At 65.1% G+C, this 19506-nt stretch carries 27 protein-coding genes; 1 reads left to right on the top strand and 26 read right to left on the bottom strand.

Translation table 11 applies throughout. The annotated features are described in order from the left end of the window. The 26 genes from C477_RS12545 to C477_RS12670 all read right to left on the bottom strand — a co-directional run. A partial coding sequence (locus C477_RS12545) for a thiolase family protein (protein WP_083870289.1) occupies window positions 1–1028 on the bottom strand: 1028 nt, incomplete at its 3' end. 450 nt (window positions 1029–1478) lie between these two features. Then, window positions 1479–2981 (bottom strand): preprotein translocase subunit SecY, encoded by a 1503-nt coding sequence (gene secY, locus C477_RS12550; RefSeq protein WP_008894872.1) that lies wholly within the window; start codon window positions 2979–2981, stop codon window positions 1479–1481. Window positions 2982–2984: 3 nt separating this feature from the next. Next, complete coding sequence (locus C477_RS12555) at window positions 2985–3488, bottom strand: uL15m family ribosomal protein (protein ID WP_008894873.1); 504 nt, start codon at window positions 3486–3488, stop codon at window positions 2985–2987. A gap of 2 nt (window positions 3489–3490) precedes the next feature. Further along, complete coding sequence (locus C477_RS12560) at window positions 3491–3958, bottom strand: 50S ribosomal protein L30 (RefSeq protein ID WP_008894874.1); 468 nt, start codon at window positions 3956–3958, stop codon at window positions 3491–3493. Further along, window positions 3958–4614 carry a 30S ribosomal protein S5 gene (locus C477_RS12565; protein ID WP_008894875.1) on the bottom strand — a complete coding sequence of 219 codons (657 nt, stop codon included), beginning with the start codon at window positions 4612–4614 and terminating at the stop codon, window positions 3958–3960. The genes C477_RS12560 and C477_RS12565 overlap by 1 nt, the downstream gene beginning before the upstream one ends. Continuing rightward, complete coding sequence (locus tag C477_RS12570) at window positions 4611–5159, bottom strand: 50S ribosomal protein L18 (RefSeq protein ID WP_008894876.1); 549 nt, start codon at window positions 5157–5159, stop codon at window positions 4611–4613. The genes C477_RS12565 and C477_RS12570 overlap by 4 nt, the downstream gene beginning before the upstream one ends. Further along, the gene (locus C477_RS12575; protein ID WP_008894877.1) at window positions 5159–5608 is read right to left on the bottom strand and encodes a 50S ribosomal protein L19e; all 450 of its coding nucleotides are present in this window, start codon (window positions 5606–5608) and stop codon (window positions 5159–5161) included. The genes C477_RS12570 and C477_RS12575 overlap by 1 nt, the downstream gene beginning before the upstream one ends. Then, a complete protein-coding gene (locus tag C477_RS12580) occupies window positions 5601–6311 on the bottom strand; it encodes a 50S ribosomal protein L32e (protein ID WP_008894878.1) in 711 nt (236 codons plus the stop codon). The genes C477_RS12575 and C477_RS12580 overlap by 8 nt, the downstream gene beginning before the upstream one ends. 3 nt (window positions 6312–6314) lie before the next feature. Continuing rightward, window positions 6315–6848, bottom strand: a complete 534-nt coding sequence (locus C477_RS12585) for a 50S ribosomal protein L6 (protein ID WP_008894879.1) — start codon at window positions 6846–6848, stop codon at window positions 6315–6317. Between the two features lie 2 nt (window positions 6849–6850). After that, window positions 6851–7243 (bottom strand): 30S ribosomal protein S8, encoded by a 393-nt coding sequence (locus C477_RS12590; protein ID WP_008894880.1) that lies wholly within the window; start codon window positions 7241–7243, stop codon window positions 6851–6853. Window position 7244: 1 nt separating this feature from the next. After that, a complete protein-coding gene (locus tag C477_RS12595; RefSeq protein WP_008894881.1) occupies window positions 7245–7439 on the bottom strand; it encodes a 30S ribosomal protein S14 in 195 nt (64 codons plus the stop codon). Continuing rightward, window positions 7432–7971, bottom strand: coding sequence for a 50S ribosomal protein L5 (locus C477_RS12600; RefSeq protein WP_008894882.1), 540 nt, complete (start codon window positions 7969–7971; stop codon window positions 7432–7434). Before C477_RS12600 ends, C477_RS12595 begins: the two co-directional genes overlap by 8 nt. Continuing rightward, window positions 7968–8669 (bottom strand): 30S ribosomal protein S4e, encoded by a 702-nt coding sequence (locus C477_RS12605; protein ID WP_008894883.1) that lies wholly within the window; start codon window positions 8667–8669, stop codon window positions 7968–7970. Before C477_RS12605 ends, C477_RS12600 begins: the two co-directional genes overlap by 4 nt. Continuing rightward, entirely contained in the window at window positions 8666–9022 is a 357-nt protein-coding gene (rplX, locus tag C477_RS12610; RefSeq protein ID WP_008894884.1) for a 50S ribosomal protein L24, read from the bottom strand. The genes C477_RS12605 and rplX overlap by 4 nt, the downstream gene beginning before the upstream one ends. 2 nt (window positions 9023–9024) lie before the next feature. Beyond that, window positions 9025–9423 carry a 50S ribosomal protein L14 gene (locus C477_RS12615; RefSeq protein ID WP_008894885.1) on the bottom strand — a complete coding sequence of 133 codons (399 nt, stop codon included), beginning with the start codon at window positions 9421–9423 and terminating at the stop codon, window positions 9025–9027. Then, window positions 9423–9857, bottom strand: coding sequence for a 30S ribosomal protein S17 (locus tag C477_RS12620; protein ID WP_008894886.1), 435 nt, complete (start codon window positions 9855–9857; stop codon window positions 9423–9425). Before C477_RS12620 ends, C477_RS12615 begins: the two co-directional genes overlap by 1 nt. Further along, window positions 9848–10315 (bottom strand): ribonuclease P protein component 1, encoded by a 468-nt coding sequence (locus C477_RS12625; RefSeq protein WP_008894887.1) that lies wholly within the window; start codon window positions 10313–10315, stop codon window positions 9848–9850. Before C477_RS12625 ends, C477_RS12620 begins: the two co-directional genes overlap by 10 nt. 7 nt (window positions 10316–10322) lie before the next feature. After that, entirely contained in the window at window positions 10323–10541 is a 219-nt protein-coding gene (gene rpmC / locus C477_RS12630; RefSeq protein WP_008894888.1) for a 50S ribosomal protein L29, read from the bottom strand. Continuing rightward, entirely contained in the window at window positions 10541–11497 is a 957-nt protein-coding gene (locus C477_RS12635) for a 30S ribosomal protein S3 (RefSeq protein ID WP_008894889.1), read from the bottom strand. The genes rpmC and C477_RS12635 overlap by 1 nt, the downstream gene beginning before the upstream one ends. Beyond that, window positions 11497–11976 (bottom strand): 50S ribosomal protein L22, encoded by a 480-nt coding sequence (locus C477_RS12640; RefSeq protein WP_008894890.1) that lies wholly within the window; start codon window positions 11974–11976, stop codon window positions 11497–11499. Before C477_RS12640 ends, C477_RS12635 begins: the two co-directional genes overlap by 1 nt. A gap of 7 nt (window positions 11977–11983) precedes the next feature. Next, complete coding sequence (locus C477_RS12645) at window positions 11984–12406, bottom strand: 30S ribosomal protein S19 (protein WP_008894891.1); 423 nt, start codon at window positions 12404–12406, stop codon at window positions 11984–11986. Beyond that, window positions 12403–13125, bottom strand: coding sequence for a 50S ribosomal protein L2 (locus C477_RS12650; protein WP_008894892.1), 723 nt, complete (start codon window positions 13123–13125; stop codon window positions 12403–12405). The genes C477_RS12645 and C477_RS12650 overlap by 4 nt, the downstream gene beginning before the upstream one ends. A gap of 2 nt (window positions 13126–13127) precedes the next feature. Next, entirely contained in the window at window positions 13128–13382 is a 255-nt protein-coding gene (locus C477_RS12655) for a 50S ribosomal protein L23 (RefSeq protein ID WP_008894893.1), read from the bottom strand. Further along, window positions 13379–14131, bottom strand: coding sequence for a 50S ribosomal protein L4 (gene rpl4p / locus C477_RS12660; protein WP_008894894.1), 753 nt, complete (start codon window positions 14129–14131; stop codon window positions 13379–13381). The genes C477_RS12655 and rpl4p overlap by 4 nt, the downstream gene beginning before the upstream one ends. 3 nt (window positions 14132–14134) lie before the next feature. Beyond that, on the bottom strand, window positions 14135–15154 hold the full coding sequence (locus C477_RS12665; RefSeq protein ID WP_008894895.1) for a 50S ribosomal protein L3: 1020 nt from the start codon (window positions 15152–15154) through the stop codon (window positions 14135–14137). 4 nt (window positions 15155–15158) lie between these two features. Then, window positions 15159–16064 (bottom strand): putative RNA uridine N3 methyltransferase, encoded by a 906-nt coding sequence (locus tag C477_RS12670; protein WP_008894896.1) that lies wholly within the window; start codon window positions 16062–16064, stop codon window positions 15159–15161. A 267-nt stretch (window positions 16065–16331) separates the two neighbouring features. Here C477_RS12670 and C477_RS12675 point away from each other — a divergent pair, with 267 nt between their 5' ends. Next, window positions 16332–19472 carry a PAS domain S-box protein gene (locus C477_RS12675; RefSeq protein WP_008894897.1) on the top strand — a complete coding sequence of 1047 codons (3141 nt, stop codon included), beginning with the start codon at window positions 16332–16334 and terminating at the stop codon, window positions 19470–19472. The last annotated feature ends 34 nt before the right edge of the window (window positions 19473–19506 follow it).

The raw sequence follows: 19506 nt of genomic DNA on the forward strand, positions 1-19506 counted from the left end.
GCGACGTCGATGTCGTCGGGACCGTAGCCGCTCATCTCGTAGGCCCCGTTCCCGCTCTCGACGACGCCGCCCATCACGGTCGGATCCTCCCGTTCGTGGACGACGTGCGTATCGGTGGCGCCGTCGACGCCCGAAATGACGACGTAGTCGTCCGTGTACTCTCGCGCGGTCTCCTCGGAACAGAGCAGGAGGGCCGCCGAGCCGTCGGTGACCGGACAGAAGTCGTACAACCGCAGCGGGTCCGCGATCACCGGCGACTCGAGGATGGTGTCGACGGCGACTTGCTTTTGGAACTGGGCGTTCGGATTGTCGACGCCGTTCTCGTGGTTCTTGGCGGCGACCGTCGCCAGACTCTCTCGAGGCGCGTCGAACCGCTCGAGGTAGTGCCGAGCGGTGAGACCGGCGAAGGAGGGGAGGGTGACGCCGTGTTTGTACTCGGCGGGGTGGGTGACCGAGGCGATGATGTCGGTCGACTCGCCGGTCGTCCGGTGGGTCATCTTCTNGAGGGTGACGCCGTGTTTGTACTCGGCGGGGTGGGTGACCGAGGCGATGATGTCGGTCGACTCGCCGGTCGTCCGGTGGGTCATCTTCTCGCCGCCGACGAGCAGCGTCAGGTCGCTGGCGCCGCTGGCGATCGACTGCCAGGCGGCGTAGATCCCCGCGCCGCCGCTGGAACTCGTCTGGTCGACGCGCTGGGTGTACGCCGGCATCGCGCCGAGGTCGTGAACGAGGGCGTTCATCACGCCCGTCATCCCCTCGAACTCGCCGCTGGCCATGTTCGAGACGTACAGGTGGTCGACGTCGCCGGCCTCCGCACCCGCGTCCGCGAGGCACTCCAGCCCGGCCTCCGCGAGCAACTCGAGGATCCANGAGACGTACAGGTGGTCGACGTCGCCGGCCTCCGCACCCGCGTCCGCGAGGCACTCCAGCCCGGCCTCCGCGAGCAACTCGAGGATCCATTCCTCCTCGCGTTGCCCGAACTTCGTCATCGATGCGCCGATGATTGCTACCTCTTGCGCTGTTGTCATCCCGTAGACCGAGTAAGACGAAGTTCGGGGTAAAAATACGGCCCTTGCGACAGCAGGTGAGACGCCTCGGCAGCTATTTACTTCCGTTTCGAAACCGCCCGATTACTGCTGACAATAGGTCACGAAAGAGAGGAACTCCTGGTAGATGGGATATGGGGTGTAAAGATAGTACTTCTATCACACCGGTCGATGAGGACCGACGACGCCAACGGCCGTTTCACAGACAACGCGTAGGACTTTGCGAATCCCCTCTCTGTGGACGGCCGTCCGTGAGCGCGTCCTACGGCTTTAGTCTGTCACGCACGAGTTGGGAGTAAGCCTCGAGTTCGCGGCTCTGGGGCCGGAGGAACTGCCGAGCGGTCATCCCGCTACGCATCGTCTCGGGGTCGGCTAGAACGGGACAGATGGCTCTCGAGAGTCGAAAATAACGGAGAAGGCCGCAGGTATTTCTCAGTCGCCGCCGCCGAACATCTCGCGCATCATCGGGTGCATCTCCATCATCTGCTCTTCGGCGATCTCCTCGTAGAGCTTGTAGGTGATGGAGACGGCCAGCAGCAGGCCGGTCCCGGTGACGCCGCCGATGGTACCGAGCATGTTCGCCCAAACGGCCAGCAGGCCGACCAGCGCGCCGCCGATAACGGTCACCTGCGGGATGTACCGCTCCATGACCTTCTCGATGACGCCGACGTTCTGTCGGAAACCGGGGATCTGCATCCCGGAGTTCTGGATCTGTTTGGCGGTGGCTTCGGGGCCCATGTCGGTCGTCTCGACCCAGAAGATGGCGAACACTGCGCCGCCGACGACCATGAACACCACGTCGATGGACATCCGGATCAGTACCTGCCACGCCTCCTGGCCGACGTCAGCCGTAAACCACATCCAGTCGCGCGGCGAGTAGATCGGCGCGACGTAGTAGAAGAACCCGCCGTCGGGCTGGCCGTTGGAGTACGTGCCGAGCCACGCGAGTTCCTGGCCGAACAGCTGGATCGGCCCTTCGCCGTTGGCGCCACCCTGCATGGCGAGGATCTGGCCGATGAACTGCAGGTTCGCCTGCAGCGCGCGAACGAGGATCATCGGCAGGACGCTCGCGTAGATGAGCTTCACGGGGAAGCGACCGCGAGCGCCCTTCACGCGGGCGTGACTGAGCGGGATCTCGACCCGCACGGACTCCGCGTAGACGACGATCCCGAAGATCAGCAGCGTCGTCAGCAAGGCGATGAGCTGTCCGCCCTGGTCGGTGACCAGCAGCGTCATCAACCCGTCGCTGGAGACCAGCGAGCCGACCTGAATTTCGCCGGTGAAGATCTGGTACCAGTTGTAGAAGAACCCGCCCTGGGTCGGTCGCAGGAACCCGGTGACGAGGCTCTGGCTCACGCTGGCGATGATGAACAGGCCGATCCCGCTCCCGACGCCCCATTTGCTGACGACTTCGTCCATGTACAGCAGGAGAATCCCGCCGATGAAGATCTGGGCGAAGATCAGCGCCTGGACCTGCGTCTGGTTGAATTCGAGACCGCCGAGACTCAGCGATTGCATGGCCGGAAGGAAGTCGCCGGCGAACACCATCGGGAGTGCGGTCAGCACCGTCATTATGACGACGAGCAGCTTCTGCAGCCCCTGGTAGAGCACCTGATCCCGCGGGTCGTCCGTGTCGAGACCGAGTAGGTTTGCTCCACCGAGCAACTGCAAGACGATGCTCGCGGTGACGATCGGTCCGATACCGACATGCAGGATCGATCCCTGCTCGCCGGCCAGCACCGAACGGAACTGACCGAAGAGGTCGGTAGCTCCTCCGCTTTGAACCCCGAGCAACGCGATGTTCGTCAGGAAGAAGTACAGTACGAGGATGCCAGCTGACCATGTCAGCTTGCGCTTGAAGGGAACGTGTCCCTCCGGACGGCGCACTGTAGGCATCCGCGTCAAGACCGGTTCGGCGGCTTCCTTCCATCCCATATTTTATTCCTCGTCCTGTTCGGCGTCGGCTTCTGCTTCGGATTCGTCCGCAGCGTCAGCCTCCTGACCTCGTTCCGAGAGCACCGCCTCGCCGCCGGCGGCCTCGAGTTTCTCCTCGGCTGCGTCCGAGAAGGCGTCCGCCGTCACCTCGAGGGCGTTGCGGACCTGTCCCGAACCGAGGACTTTCACCTTGTCGACCTCGTGGCCGTCCTCGACGACGTCACGGACGTCGATCGCGTAGCCGTCGTCGGTCTCCTCGGCTTGCCCCTCGGCGACGTAGAGGATCGCGTCCTCGTCGAGCTTCTGGACGTCGATCTCCGCGACCTCTTCGCGGATGTCGTGGGGGCGCTTGAAGCCGTGTTTCCCCTTCGGTTCGTAGTTGTGGAATTCGTGTTTGCTGCGTCCGGCACGGCCGCGGCCACCGCGGTGGCCCGCACCGCGTCGGTTCTTGTGGGAACCGCCGCTGTGGGTGCGCGATCCGCGTTGGCGTCGTTTTTTACTCGTCATGGTTATCGCATCGATTCTAGCAGGTCGTTAATCTGCCCCGTTGTATGCTTTCCGAGTTGACCGCCCTCAGCCGTCGGTTTTTTGATGCCCTCGTGGCCTCCACGCGGGGGGTGGAGTCGCAACGTCGGCGACAGTCCCTGCTCGCGCAGCGTCGTCTCCTCGGCGAGCAGCGCCTCGGCGAGCGCACCGAAGTCGTCGTAGTCGGCGTTCTCGGCCAGCCACTCCTCGTCGACGTCGGACTGCTTGCCCTCGAGGGGCTCGGCGCGCTTTTCGAGCACGGTCTCGAGCACCTCGGCGTCGGGTTCGCCGTGGGCGACGTAGTCGTTGACCTTGTGGACCATCCCTGTGTAGGTGTCGGTCTCGGGGACGAGCGCACAGTGGTTGACGCTGTGGATGTTGAGCATCTGCAGCGTGTCTTCGACGTCTTCGTGGCGGTTCACCTCACCGCGTACCTGCACAACAGCCTTCATTACTCACTCACCTCGGCTTCCTCTCGGTTCGGTCGCCGTCGCGGGTGACGCGACTGGGACGCGTTCTCGAGCGCGTTGAACGTCGCTTTCGCGAGGTTGACCGTCGTTCGAGTGTTGCCGTGACTCTTGGTCCAGGCGTTCTCGATGCCGGCCAGCTCGAGGACGTGTCGAACCGTGTCGCTGGCGGCCAGTCCCAGCCCTTCGGGGGCGGGGATGACCTCGACCTCGACGGAGCCGGCCTTGCCGGTCGTCCGTCGGGTCAGCGAGTGTGGTCGGTCCGAACGGTCCTCCCACGACCCGGAGCCGCGGGGAACCTTGATCATGTTCAGCTTCGCGATACCGATCGCCTTCTGAATGGCGGAGCCGACCTGATCGTCTCGGCCTTCCGCGTAGCCGACGTAGCCGTCGCGGTTGCCCACGACGACGACACATCGGAACTTCACGCGGCGTCCGGAGTCGGTCATGCGCTGGACCATGTTGATGTCCAGCACTTCGTCGTCCAGTCCGGGGAGGAGCTGGTCGACGATCTCGGGCTCCTTCAGCGGGAGGCCCGAGCTGAGGGCGTCGTCCATCGTGTCGATGTCGCCCTCCTGGACCATCCGACCGAGACGGGTGACGGGTTCCCATCCGCTGTCGTTGTAGTTGTTTCCACTCATTCGAGAATCTCCTCTCGTACCTCGTCGAAGTGTTCTGGTAGGTCCGTTGCGTCGAAGTCACCGCTGTAGAGCGGCTCGTCTCGCTGCTCGGCGTACTCGGCGATGTGTTCGCCGCGGGTACGCGACCAGTCTGCGAGCACACTGTCGTTGTGCGGGATCTCGAGGCCGGCGTCGATGGCCCCCTCCTGCACCGCGAACACCTTGTTGCCGGGCGTCGCGGTGTTGAGACCGATGTCGAGTACCGCTTCCTCGACGCCGGCCTCGACGGCTCGCTGGCCGGCCAGCAGGCCGGTCAGGTACGCCGCGGAAATGTTACTCGTGGGGGCTTCCCAACCGTACTCCTCGAGATCGCTCGAGTGTGCGCTCGCGAGCGTCTCGTCGCCCTGTGGTCCGGGGGTTATCAGCTGCGCCGTAGTGTGCTTGTTGCTCTTGCGAGCGACGAGGCGCGGTTTGCCCGATTTCAGCAGGCGCAACCTCTGATGGTAGTCCGTCCGGACCTCACGGCGACGCCGCATCGGAACTTTGTATCGTGGTCCTGTCGCCATTATTGGTCACCGTAGTTGTCGTCGATGTAGTTCATCAGGTACCGGACGCTACGGAACTCCCCGCCGCCAGCTTTCTTGTAGAGCTCGCGGTACTGCGTGGGCGTGATTTCGCCCTTGTCGCGGAGGTCACGCAGCTTCCGTCGCTGTGCGCGAATCTTGTCCTGCCACTCTTCTTTCTCGTTCTGGCGGGCGCCCTTCTTGCCGCGGCGCTTGCCCGGGCCCTTGCGGTGGCCGTAGGCGCGCTTCTCGTTGCGCTCTCGAGCGCGGCCGCGGGAGTTGCCCTTCGCGTCGTCGGCCTGAATGCGACCCTCGTCGACGAGTTCGCGGATCTCGTCGCGAGTGATCGCTTCGGCGATGTCGCTCTGGGCTTCGGGGTCGAGCCAGACGCGGTTCTCTCCGACGTCCAGGACGTCGGCTGCGAGTCGCTTCTGTGCGGAGAGATCAGTCATTGGATTCCACCTCGACTTCCTCGTAGGTCGGGTTCAGGACGCGAACGCCCTGGTCCTCGGCCTGTTCTTCGATCCGTTCGCGCTTGCGCGCGCCGACCGAAGAGGCGATCCGAACCGCCTCGGTGTCGCCGTCGACGCCCTCGAGGTCGTCCGTGTTCTCGACGTAGACTTCCTCGAAGCCGCTGGGGTGTTTGCCCCGAACGGGCTTCGGCGTTCGGTAGCCGGCCTGGACCTTCGGGCCCTTGCCCTTGATGCCGCGGCGCTGCTTGGACAGCGTGCCGCGGGGTCGGCGCCAGGATTCAGGCGTCCGCTTTTTCTTGTGGTAGTCCTGTCGGTTAAACTGCGGCTTGCCCTCGCTCTTGCGGCGGTTGAGCAGCCGCTGTTCTTCCTCGGAGAGATCGGGCGTCTTCTCGGTCAGCCCGCGGGGCTGAAGCTCCGTTTCGACGTCCTCTTCCGGCTCTTCTTCCTCGGCGCCCTCGTCTTCGATCTCGGCCTCGGTCTCCTCGGTGACCTCGAGGTCACCGACGTCGGCCTTGATACGCGCGGCGAGTGCGTTCCCGATGCCCTCGGCCTTGGCCAGGTCGTCCTGGTCGGCCTCTTTGACGTCCTCGATGGACTCGAAACCGGCATCGCGCAGCGCGTCGGCCTTGCTCGCGCCGACGCCGCTGATGTCCTCGAGTTCCTGTGGTTCTTCGTCTGCCATCTATCAGGCACCTCCGGTCGCGGGCTTCTCGGTGATGTAGACCCCGTCCTGGAAGACGCGGGTGTCCTTGCCGCTGACGCGCGTCAGCTGCTCGATGTCCGCCGCCGTCTGGCCGACGTCCTCCTTGTTCGGACCGGAGAGCGTCAGCGCCTCGTCGTCGACGGAGACGTCGGTGTCACCGTGGATAGTCGTTCGTCGCGCTGCCTTTTCGCCGAGGAAGTTCTCGATGACGACCTCGTCGCCCTCCACGCGGACCTGCATCGGGAAGTGAGAGTAGAAGACTTCCATCTTGTACTCCCAGCCCTCGGTCACGCCGTGGAAGGCGTTGGTGAGGTGGCTCTCGAAGGTGCCGACGGTCGCGTTGGTCTTCGCGTCCTCGGACTCGCTTTCGATTACCACGGTGTCGCCTTCGACGTCGACGCTCACGTCGGGGTACCAGAGGCGTCGCGTGACGCTCCCCTCCGGTCCCTCGACGGTTACGTCGAGGTGGTCGATCTCGACGGTTACGTTGTCAGGGGTTTCCAGTTCAACTCGCATTGTTAGTAGACGTATGCGATCACCTGGCCGCCGATTCCCTGCTCACGCGCCTCGTAGTGGCTCATGATGCCACTGCTCGTCGTGACGACGAGCGCACCGAAGTCTCGAGCGGGGAGATAGCGCTTCTCCCACTTCTCGAAGTCCTCGGCACCGACGCTGTAGCGGGGCTTGACGGGGCCACACTCGTTGATCGCTCCTTTCAGTTCGACCTCGAACTGACCGGCTTTGCCGTCGTCGACGTACTCGAAGCCGTCGATGTACCCGCGGTCGTAGAAGACCTCGAGCACGCTGCCGATCTCGTTCGAGGCGGGCGTTACCTCGTGGGTGAGATGTCCCACGCTCTCGGCGTTGTCGAGCCCCGAGAGCGCGTTACTGAGTGGATCGTTTCCAGTCATGTTATCGATACTTCTTGAATCCCATGTCGCGAGCAATCTCACGGAAGCACTGCCGACAGAGGTTGATGTCGTACTTGCCGACCAACCCCTGCTTGCGGCCACAGCGCTGGCAGGCCTCTTCCTGCCCGGTGCGCTTTGCGGCGTGCTCGCCCGTGCGCTCGTTTTCTACGTCGCTTTCGGTTTCGCTTTCACTCATCGTCTGCCTCCTCGACGGTCACGTCGAAGTTCGCCTCGAGGAACGCGATCGCGTCCTCGGGGGTCAGTCGGTGTCGCGACGGAATCGAGCGGGTGGCTTTGTCGCGCTTGGAGACGCGGTAGCCCGGGCGCACCATGTTGACGGTGACGTCCAGCCCGTAGATCCCGACGTTCGGGTCGTACTCCTGGCTCGGGAACTCGGTGTGTTCCTCGACGCCGAAGCTGAAGTTGCCCGTGTCGTCGAACTGTTTGGCCGAGATGTTCGACAGCGGCAGTGCCGTCTCGAGGAAGTCGTAGGCGTCGTCGTCGCGAAGGGTAACCTTCGTGCCGATCGGGTCGCCCTGGCGAATGCCGAAGTCGGGTTCGGTCCGTTTCGCCTGGGTCCGGACGCTTTCCTGACCCGTGACCTCTTCGATGATGTCCTCGGCCTTGCCGAGTTCTCGACCGCCCTGACCGACGCCCATGTGGACGACGACCTTCTCGACGCGCGGTTCGCGCATCTCGTGGAACTCGCCGGCGTCAGCTTCGCTCATTCGTCATCACCCGTGAAGTTCTCGTCGATCACGACGATGTACTCCTGGATCGTCTCGAATCCGTCGTCGTCCGTGGAGACGCCGACCGTGTTCGGGCCGCTGCCCGGCGTGATGTCGATCGCGTCGATCTCGCCGATCTTGCCGCCGTGGTTGCCACGGACGGCCGTCACGAGCGCGCCCTCCTCGAACGGGAAGTGGGCGACGATCGACTTGTCGTCGTTGTCGACGACGATCGAGTCGGTCGTCTCGTACTCGCTGCCGTCCTCGACGAGGACGTTGGTCCCGTCGTGGAGGGTCAGCTGCGTGTCCCCGCCGGGGACCTGCTGCTTGCCCTCGATCTTGCCGAGGCGGCTTCCGGCGGCGTCCTCGTCGATTTCGGTCAGCGCGAGCCGACCGCCTTCGTCGGGGAAGACGCGGAAGTATTCCTCTCGACCGGGGAACGCGACGATGTCGAAGATGCCGATCGGTCGCTTCTCGTCGTTGATCGGCTCCCCATTGACGAGGATCGCGTCCTCGCTCAGGGCGTATCGTGCTTCCTTCTTCGAGTCGACGTAGCCGAGGACGTCCCGCAGCAAGACGACGAGGGGGACACCCTCTTCGCCGTGCGGACCGGCGCCGGCCTTGACCGTGAACGTCTCCGTCTTGCGCTCGACCGGCCAGGACTTCGGTACGGACAGTCGTTTCTGGTGTTTCGTCATTCGCTATCACCTTCGAGGCGTGCCTCGCGACGCTCGTCCTCGAGGTCGAGCTCCGTGATACGGACGTTCGACGGGTCGAGCGGTCGCGGCACCTCTTCGCCGTCGGCCGTCTCGACCGTCACGTCTTCGACGTGAATCGTTCCGTCCTCGAGGATCGCGCGCAGGACCTCGCCTTCGTCGCCGGCGTGGTCGCCGCGCATGACCTCGACCGTGTCGCCCGCGTTGACGCGGGTTCGACGGGTGTCGTACTCCTCTCGGAGCTCGTCGGACAGCGTCGCGTGAAGCTGCTTCTGTCGCTTGTGCAGCGGTGCACGCTCCGTCTGATTTCGCTGTTTAGATGGTTGTTCGCTCATATCTATACGATCATCGTCGCCGTAGAGGCGATTGCTCCGAAGCGCTCTGCGACTTCGCGGGCGATCGGCCCCTTGATCTCCGTCCCGCGGGGCTCCTCGTTCTCGTCGATGATGACGGCCGCGTTGTCCTCGAACTTGAGGCGGGTGCCGTCGGGCCGGCGGATCGACTTCCGCTGGCGGACGATAACTGCCTCGAGAACCTGGCGGCGCATCTCGGGGGTACCCTTCGTGACCGAGACGGTCACCTTGTCACCGAGTCCCGCCTTCGGCTGGCGGTTCTTGGTGCCGTGGTAGCCCGAGACGCTGATGACCTTCAGTTCGCGCGCGCCGGTGTTGTCGGCACACGTGATCAGGGATCCCTTCTTGAGTCCCTGAGTGACGTCGGCTTTCATCGCCTCCATCACTGATCACCCTCGTCTTCGCCCGCGAAGTCCTCGGCCGACAGCTCCGGCTCGGGTTCGGCCTGGCCGGTGAGGTCGGCGACGTCCTCCGCGGTCGCTTCCTGGGTTATTTCGACGACCACGTGCGATTTGGTCTTCGACAGTGGTCGGGTCTCTGCGATCTTGACCGTGTCACCGACCGAGAGCGGCTCGAGCACGCCCGGCACGTGAGCCGGGATGCGCGAGCGTCGCTTCATGTAGCGGTCGTACTTCGGAACCGCTACGTCGTACTCTCGTTCGACGACTACGGTCTTGTCCATGTCCGTCGAGACGACGGTTCCCTCGAGGATCTGCCCTCGAACGGGAAGCTCGCCGTAGAACGGACACTTCTCGTAGTCGTATTCCTCCGGGTTCTCTGGTTCCGGAGGGGTTTCAACGTCTAGTCCTATTGCCATGGTGAGTCACCATTCGTTTCCGTGCGTCGGGCGGGTCGTGAGAGCAGCCGCAATCCATCGACCGTAACGTAGGCCACGCCCTCGCCGGCAGCGTGGTGGCGATCCCGCGAGGGATCGTCACCACGACAACTGGCGGCATCGCCGCCAGCTCGGTCTGCGGGGGCGGACGATTCGTCCGCCGCTGCAGGTTGAGTGTCGGCCAGTTTGGACGCGGTCCCCGACCCCTTCTCGAGGTCGGCGGCGTCATCTGTGATCGCGAACTCGAACGTCGAGCCCGATTTCGGTACCATCACCACCCGAGACTCACCGTTCTCACGAACCTCTACGGAGAGGGTGTTGGTCGTCTCGATGACGACCCGCCCCTCGAGACCCTCCCGGGAGGCGTCGTCGCTCTCGACGACGCGGACGGGAAGTCCGTTGAGCTCGTGTCGCGGCAGTGTCTCGGGTGTCAGTGGCATCTGTGTGTTATTCGTCGGCTTCGTCCAGGTCGCCCTCTTCACGCTGGATCGTCTTGATCCGCGCGATGGTGCGACCGAGCTCGCCGATGCGGCCCGGATTCTCCGGGGCGCCACCGGCGGCGAGGACGGACTTCTGGTTCAGCAGTTCGGTCTCGAGTTCCTCGAGCTCCTCCTGCCGTTCGGCGGGCGTCATGTCGCGGATCTCTTCGACGTGGAGAATCGCCATCAGGCGTCACCTCCCTCGTCTTCGTCCGCGTCAGCGTCGGCGTCGGCTTCCTCGTCCATCTCGGCGACGAGTTCTTCAGCCTCGGCTTCGACGTCCTCTTCGAGTTCGTCCAGGTCCTCTTCAATCGGCGACTCGTCGGGGACCTCGACGTCTTCCTCGTCCTCGCCAGCGACCTCTTCCTCGATGACTTCCTCGACGGATTCCTCGTCGATTTCGGGTTCGGTCTCGGCGGCTTCGTCGGCCGAGGCTTCGGCGTCCTCGGCGCTGGCCTCGGCGTCCTCGGGTTCGCCCTCGAGGAGTTCCTCGACGCCCTCGGCCTCGTTGGCCTCGACGGCATCGGGGACGAGCTCCTCGGGGTCCATCTCTTCGTGGATCTCGAAGTCGTCGGGGAGTTCGGCTCCCGGCGGGATGATCTTGACGTCGACACCGATGGTGCCGAGTTTCATCACCGCGACGCCCTGACCGTGGTCGACGACCTCTTCGGCGGGCTCGCCGTTGTGCTTGATGTAGCCGCGGTTGAACTTCTCGACGCGCGATCGGGCGCCGGTGACCTTCCCGGAGAGGACGATCTCGGCGCCGAGCGCGCCGGCTTCCATGATCCGGTCGATCGTCGTGTGACCGGCCTTGCGGAAGTACCAACCGCGCTCGAGCGCGTTGGCCAGTCGGTCCGCGACGATCCGCGCGTTGAGGTCGGGTTCCTCGACCTCCTGGACGTCGATCTGGGGGTCCTCGAGGTTGAACTTCTCCTCAAGGGCCGTCGTGACCTTCCGGATGTTCTCGCCGCCCTTGCCGATGACCATCCCGGGCTTCTCGGCCTTGAGGACGATCTGGGTTCCCATCGGCGTCTTGGCGACGTCCATGCCACCGTAGCCCGCGCGGCCGAGCTCTTCCTGGAAGAACTCGTCGATCTGGGACCGCTGCAGGCCGTTCTCGATGAATTGGTGTTCGTCAGCCATTAGCTATCGTCCTCCGTTGTTTCGTCGACTTCCTCGACGACGATCTCGACGTCGACCTCCGGCGTGTTCCACGAGGACGCCCGCCCCATCGCACGGGGCTTGCGGCCGACGGACTCGCCGACCTTGTGGGCGGCGACGTGGACGATCTCCATCGAGGCACCGTCGAATCCCTGATGGTCGGCGTTGGCCTCGACGTTCTCGAGGAGGTCGAGGAACTCCCCCGAGACCTTCTCGGGGTACTTACCGGCGTCCCAGCCGTCGATGTCCGATCGGTGACCGGCACCGGCGTTGTGGGACTTGAACGGAACCGACTGCTCTTCGTCGATGACGCTCTGGAGATACTCCTGGGCCTCCTCGACGGTGCGACCCTTGATCGCGCGAGCGACCTCCTTGCTGTGCTTGTTGCTCATGTGACGCTCCCGGAGCATCGCTTTCGCGGTCTTGTCCGGGTCCGCGTCGACTGAGTAGTTGATTCCCATACGATGATCACTTCAGTGGGACGAACTTCGAGGATCGAGTCGCGCCGATCCCGGCCTGTCCGTGCTCGACGGACGTGCGGGTCAGCTGGAACTCGCCGAGATAGTGACCGATCATCTCGGGCTCGACGCGGACGCGTTCGAACGCCTGGCCGGTGTAGACCTCGAAGGTCAGCCCGACGAACTCCGGCAGGATCGGCATATCCCGCAGGTGCGTTCGGATCGGCGCGTTCGCCGTCTCCTCCTCTTCTTTCTCGCGGGCCTCCTCGAGCAGCTTCTGCTTCTCGACGGAGAGACCGCGTTCGATACTTCGCCGCTGGCGAGCGGGGAGCAGTTCCGCAACTTCCTCGAGCTCCATCGCCTGCAGCTCCTCGAGCGTGTGACCGCGGTAGGTGAACTCACCTTCGCGGCCGGTTCGGTACTCCTGACTCATTTGTTTCCACCTCGGCCGGTACGACGCGAGGAGATGTCACCCACCTTCCGTCCCGGCGGGGCGTCCCGCGAGACGGACTTGGGTTTGCCGGGGTGCTGTCGGCCGCCACCACCGAACGGGTGGTCGACGGCGTTCATCGCGACACCGCGGACGCGGGGCCACTTGGTGCCCCGAGCTTTCATCTTGTGGTGCTTGTTCCCTGCCTTGACCATCGGCTTCTCCGTGCGGCCGCCGCCGGCGACGACGCCGATGGTGGCTCGACACTGCGGATCGAGGCGCTTGACCTCGCCGCTGGGAAGCTGGATGACCGCGGCGTTGCGGTCGTGGGTGATCAGGTCTGCGTTGACGCCCGACGCGCGGGCGAACCGACCGCCGTCGCCGGGGTTGGCTTCGACGTTACAGACCGGGACCCCTTCCGGAATCTCCGCGAGCGGGAGCGTGTTACCCGGCTTGATTTCCGCGGAGACGCCGACCTGAATCTCCTCGCCGACGCCGATGCCTTCCGGCGCGAGGACGAGGCGCTGGTCGCCGTCCTCGAACTCGATTGCGGCGACGGGAGCCGATCGCGCGGGGTCGTGTTCGATATCCACGACCGTCCCGCGAACGACGTCGTCGTCCTCGGACTTCTTGTGCTCGAGTTCCGCCTTGTAGCGGTGCGAAGGGGCACGGAACGTCGAGGTCCCGCGACCGCGTCGCTGTCCTTGAATGCGTCGTCCCATTCTCAGAACACCCCGATTCGCGAAGCGACTTCCTGTGCGTCGTCCTCCTCGTCGAGGCGGACGATCGCTTTCTTTTTACCCTTCATCGTTACTTGCGTGTTGATATCCTGCACCGAGATCTCGAAGCGCTCTTCGATCTCGTCGCGGATCTCCGGTTTGGACGCGTCCGGGTTGACGACGAACTGGAGCTTGTTCTCGAAGTCCATGTCGTTCATCGCCTTCTCGGTCACGAGGGGGTGTTCGATGACCGAACTCATCGGTCGGCCACCTCCTCGAGTGCGCTCTCGGTCCAGACGGTCAGTCGACCCGGCTGTGCGCCGGGCGCGAGATCCTCCGCGTTGACTTCCGCGGACGTCGTCACGTCGGCACCGGCGAGGTTCCGGGCCGCGCGGGACGGGCCAGTCTCGCTGGAGGTGACGAAGAGGATCGACGTCGGCGTCTTGTACTTCCGGCCGCGGGCTTTCCCCTGGCCAGAACGGACGCTGCGACCCTCGTCTGCGCGTTCGATGTCGTCCGCGAGGCCCGTTGCCTCGAGGAAGTCGACGACCTCACGGGTCTTCTGGAGGTCCTCGAACTCGTCGTCGACGACGACGGGCAGTTCGAGGTCACCATCGAACTCGTGGCCGCGTTCGGCGACGAGCTCGGCGTCGGTCGTCGCAGCGATGGCGCTGCGGACGGCCAGCTTCTTTGCTTTCGTGTTGATCGATTCGGACTGGTCCTTCTCGGCTTTCGGCGGGTGGGCCTTGCGTCCCTTGACGGTCTGGGGAACGCGGCGACCGCGTCCTTCCTGTCGGGGGACGTGGGCCATCCCGCGGCCGCTACCGAACGATTCGGCCGGCGTACGGAGGCCGGCGAACTCGTCGGCGCCGTAGTCCTGTTTCCGGTTTGCCTGGGCGACGCGAACGGCGCGGGCGATCAGGTCCGGGCGGTAGTTGGTCTCGAAGACCGCCGGGAGCTCGACCGAGCCCGCTTCGGCGCCGTCCAGGTCGCGTACTGTTGCTTCCATGTGTTATCCCTGGTTAGATGCGGTGGAGACGTACCGGACCTCGGGATCGAGGCGCGGCTGGTCTCCGGGTCGGATCGCCGGACGGAAGCGCACGAGGCGCTGTTGTGGTCCGGGGAGCGAGCCCTTGATCAGCGCGTGCGGTCCGTCGACTTCGCCGTAGTTGACGAAGCCGCCGTCGACCGTCGCGTCGGCGCCGTCGCCGATGTCGACGAGGCGCTTGTTCAGTTCCGTCCGCTGGTGGTAACCGGTCTGCCCCTGCTGGGGGACCGTCGACCGAACCCGGGACGGGTTCCAGGGACCGAGGTTCCCGATGCGGCGGCGCCATCCCTGCCGGGCGTGCTTGCCCTTTCGTTTCTGGACGCCCCATCGCTTGACGGGACCCTGCGTCCCTTTCCCTTTCGTGACGCCGCTCGCGTCGACGTACTCGCCGGCGCGGAAGACGTCGTTCATGACGTGCTCGCCACCGTCTGCGACGGTCTCGAGCGCGAAGTCGACGCGGTCCTCGACGGAACCGCCGCCGACGCGCGTCTCCATCACGTCCGGTTTCTTCTTGGGGACCGAGGGAATCTCGGACGGAACCGTGTGCGTGATGACGCGAACGTCGTCGACGCGTCCCTGCTCGAGGAGGCCGCGAAGCTCGTCTTCGGCGGCGTCGGTGTCGTAGTCATCACCGGGAATGTCGAGGACGCGATCGAGTTCGGGGACGAACTCGTCGGTCCAGACCTCGGTGACCGGCTTCATGCCGTACGGCGTTTCTTCGTACGCTCGCAGAGCGACGGCGCGCATGGGCGGCGTCTCCACGATCGTCACGGGGACGGTCTGTTCCATCCCCTCGGTCGGCGAGTTCGCTTTATCGTCGACCATGACGACGTGGGTCATGCCGGCCTTATAGCCCGCGAAACCCTGGAGCGTCGGCTGTCCTTCGTCGTCCGGCCACGAGTTGAAGCGCGGGACCTCGCTGGTCGCACGCTTTCGTGGGCCGAACCCGAGTGAGCCTTTGCGTGGTGAATTTGCTTGTGGCATTCTATCACTCTCTCAGTGAGAGGGGCGCGAGGGTAGCGAACAGAGCCTCCTCCGTTCGCACGACCTCGCTCCCTTGGTCCGGAACCGTGTTTAGCCAGAGGTCGAACCCCGGATCGGCTGTGGGTTCGACTCCGTCATCGGCTGCGTCGTCCCGGTCGGACGACGGTTCGATCACGTCGCCTTGTCCCGACGACGCTTCGATGGCCGATGCCTCGATTCCGAGGATAGCAGGCAGCCCTCTCTCGGGCGCGCCGAAGGCGACGGTCATCCCGTCACCCTCGATACGTCCGGCCAGCGTCCCGAGCCGCCCGACGGTGAGCTCTTCACCGAATCGGGAGGCCGCGATGCGGACGCCGGCGTCCTCACGGCCGAGTGCTGTCTGCAGGTCCGTCCGCTCGACGGAAAGCCCCGGAAGGGGCTCGTCGACGAGCTTCGCCCGGACCGGTCGTCGCGAAGAGATCCTGACGGTCACGCGCTCCCCCTCGTCGACCGCCATTTTCGGCGGTACGTTGAGGGAGATCGGGTGTTGCAGTCCGCAATTGACCCGGACGCGCCCTTCAGGTCCGACCTCGGTCACGATCCCTTGTCTTGACGACCCCGAACCGGTAGATTCGGAGCCGGTCTGTGACATGGCGCGGAGCGGCGGCAAGACGCCCGCGTACTCCAGTTCGTCCCGCATCCCCCAGGCCTCGTTGCGGAGGTAGGGGGGCGTTGCGGCGTACCGCAAGACGGTGCTTACGAACCCGCCGTCGAATCGCCCGGTTTCGCCGTCCCGGTCTGGGTAGACGATCAGGCGATCGGCCCGGAAGATCGTCGCCGCGCGGGCGACGTATCCGAGTTTGCGAGTTGCCTCGCGTTTGTCCTCGGCTTCCCGGGAGAGTGACGACGGAACGAGTACGCTGACGGTCATGCCGAAACGCTTCGGCGCCGCGTCACTAGACTGTAGCGATGTCTTGCGGAGGGGATCTTAAAAGGATAGCGGATTCGATTGCGGCTGATAACGCCTCACACCCCCGAATTCGTGCCGTGCGGGCACACACTCATCGTCGATGATAGGTAACTGTCAACACGTCTTCGACGGCCGTCGCGAGCGCGCGGGCAGCGAAGCGTTACCGCGGCGGGCCGAACGACCCATTCCGAGGAATTTTACCGCTATGTCACACACGGTCACGGTAGCATGGAATCGCCCTCCCCGACCGAGGCGGAACTCGAGAGCCGAATTCGGCAACAGGAGGTGGTCGCGGAACTCAGCCAGCGGGCGCTGGAACCGGCCGACCTCGACGGGCTGATCGACGACGCAGCCGCGGCCGTCAGCGACGCGCTGGGTGCCGAGTACTGCGGCGTGCTCGAGATGCACCCGGACAGGGACGCGGCCTCGTTGCGAGGGGGCGTCGGCTGGCGTTCGGGCGTCGTCGGATCGGCGACCGTCCCCGCGGGTCGAGAATCGCTGGTCGGCGTCACGCTGTGCACCGACGATCCGGTGATCGTCGAGGACCGACGATACGACGGGGCCGTCTTCGACACCGAGTTGTTCGCCAGTCACGACGTTACCAGCGGCATCAGCGTCGCCGTCGGCTCGGGCGGCGAGCCGTGGGGCGTCCTCGGGGTCTACTCGAGCGACCAGCGGACGTTCTCCGAGCGCGACGCGACGTTCCTCCGCGGCGTCGCGAACGTCATCGCGGGAGCGATCGGCCGCGCAGCAAAGGACCGACGCCTGCGCGAGCGCGAGGCGCGACTCGAGCGATACACGGAGTACACCGACGGCATCCTCGACGCGGTCGACGACGTGTTCTACGTCGTCGACGAGACGGGGGCCTTCCAGCGGTGGAACGAGACGCTGAACGTGGTCACCGGCTACACTGACGCGGAGATCGAATCGATGCGGCCCCTGGAGTTCATCGTCGAGGAAGACCGTGAGCGAACCGCGGAGGAAATCGAGGAGGTCTTCGAAACCGGAAGCGCCGGAAGCGCGCGACACGAGGTGGAACTGCTGACCACGGACGGCGAGCGGATCCCCTACGAGTTCGTCGCCGTCGGACTCGAAAATCCCGAAGGGAAGCGCGTCCTGGCCGGTATCGGTCGCGACGTCACCGAGCGGAAGCAACGCGAACGGGAGCTGGCCAAGTGCGAGACGATCGTCGAGACGATGTCCGACGGGATCTACGTGAAAGGCGAGGACGGCCGGTTCACGATGGTCAACGAGGCGTACGCTCGAATGACCGGCTACGACCGCGAGGAACTGGTCGGCGAACACGCCTCCCTCGTCGTCGACGAGGCCGCGATCGAGGAGTCGAAAAAGCGACTGACGACGGGTAACGAGGGGGAGTCGACTGCCGAGAATCCGGCCATGGAAGCGAAACTGCAGCGGGCCGACGGGGATCGCGTTCCCGTCGAGGGGACGTTCGCGACGCGACGGACGGCAGACGGTCGACAGGAGGAGATCGGCGTCGTCCGGGATATCACCGAACGGAAGCGCCGAGAGCAGGAGCGGCGACGCGTGGTACGGGCGCTTGCGGCCGCCCGCGAAGGGATCAGCCTGTTAGACGAGAACGGCGAGTTCATCTACGTCAACGACGCGTACGCGGAAACGCTTCGATACGAGCCCGAGGAGATGATCGGCGAACACTGGGACGACCTCGGGATCGAAGCCGGTCCGTCCCGCTTCGCCGACGACATTCTGCCGCGTATCTCGGCGGAGGGACAGTGGTCTGGGACGACGACCTGCGTGCGCAGCGACGGCACTACCTTCCTCTCCCAGCACTCGCTGACCGAGACCGACGACGGCAAACTCATCTGCCTCGTTCGGGACATCACCGAGAAACGGGAGCGCGAGCGGGATCTACGGACGGTCCGAACGCAACTGGACGTCGCGACCGAAGCCGCGTCCGTCGGGATCTGGACCTGGGACGTTCGGGAGGACGTCGTCACCGCCGACGACTACTTCGCGTCGACCTACGGCATGGATCCGGAACTGGTCGCCGACGGCGCGCCGATGGACGCCTTCTACGAATCGATCCACGAGGACGACCGGGCCCGGACGCGGGAGCGACTCGAGCGCGCCGTCGAAGAGACCAGCGAACTCGAGGCCGAATACCGCGTTCGGAACGCGGACGGCGACCTCGTGTGGATCGCCGCCCGCGGCGAGGTCGAGTACGACGACGGCACCCCCGTCCGACTGGACGGGGCGATCTCGGATATCACCGAACTGAAACGCCGCGAACGGCAGCTCGAGGAGTCCGAACGCCGCTACCGGACGCTGGCCGAGCACTTCCCGAACGGCGCGGTCGGCGTGTACGACGAGAACCTCCGGTACACGCTGATCGAGGGCGCGGTCCTGGGCGACACGCTGCCCGAGGCGGAACAGATGGAAGGCGAACGAATGTCGGCGGTCTTTCCGGACGACGTCAGCAGACAACTGGCCCCGCTGTACCGGGCCGCCATCGAGGACGGCGAGACCGACAGCACGACGATCACGTTCGAGGGCGATCACTGGCAGATCTGGGCGGCGCCGCTACGGGACGCCGACGGCGAGATCTTCGCCGGGCTGAGCCTCGCACAGGAGATCACCGAACAGGTCGAACGCGAGCGGCGGTTCGAGGAGCTGATCGATCGACTCGAGGAGTCAAACGAGCGATTAGAGCAGTTCGCCTACGCCGCCAGCCACGACCTGCAGGAACCCCTGCGGATGGTCTCGAGCTATCTCCAGTTGATCGAGAGCCGGTACGCGGACGTCTTGGACGAGGACGGCCGGGAGTTCATCGACTTCGCGGTCGACGGCGCCGAGCGCATGCGCGACATGATCGACGGCCTGCTGGCGTACTCCCGCGTCGAGACGGGCGGCGATCCGTTCGAACCCGTCGATCTGGACGGCGTTCTCGAAAACGTCCTCGAGGATCTCCAGGTCCGGATCGAGGAAACGGACGCCGAGATCACCGTGGAGGAACTGCCGCGCGTGACCGGCGACCGCGATCAGTTGCGCCAACTGTTCCAGAACCTCCTGGAGAACGCCCACGAGTACAGCGGCGACGACCCGCCGCGCGTTCACGTCTCCGCCCGGCGACGCGCGGGCAGGGACGACCGCTGGGAGATCGCCGTCCGGGACGAGGGGATCGGGATCGATCCCGACGACGCCGACGAGATCTTCGAGGTGTTCGAGAGCCTCCACTCCCGGGGCGAGCACGACGGTACCGGCATCGGACTCGCGCTGTGCGAGCGGATCGTCGAGCGCCACGGCGGCGAGATCCGTCTCGAGTCCGAGCCCGGCGAGGGGGCGACGTTCGCGGTGACACTACCGGCGGCGGACGAACGCGAGCCGTGAGCCCCGCTGGCCCGTCGTCCGATTTCGCAACCCG

The organism is Haloterrigena salina JCM 13891 (assembly GCF_000337495.1).
In the GTDB taxonomy this organism is placed as follows: domain Archaea; phylum Halobacteriota; class Halobacteria; order Halobacteriales; family Natrialbaceae; genus Haloterrigena; species Haloterrigena salina.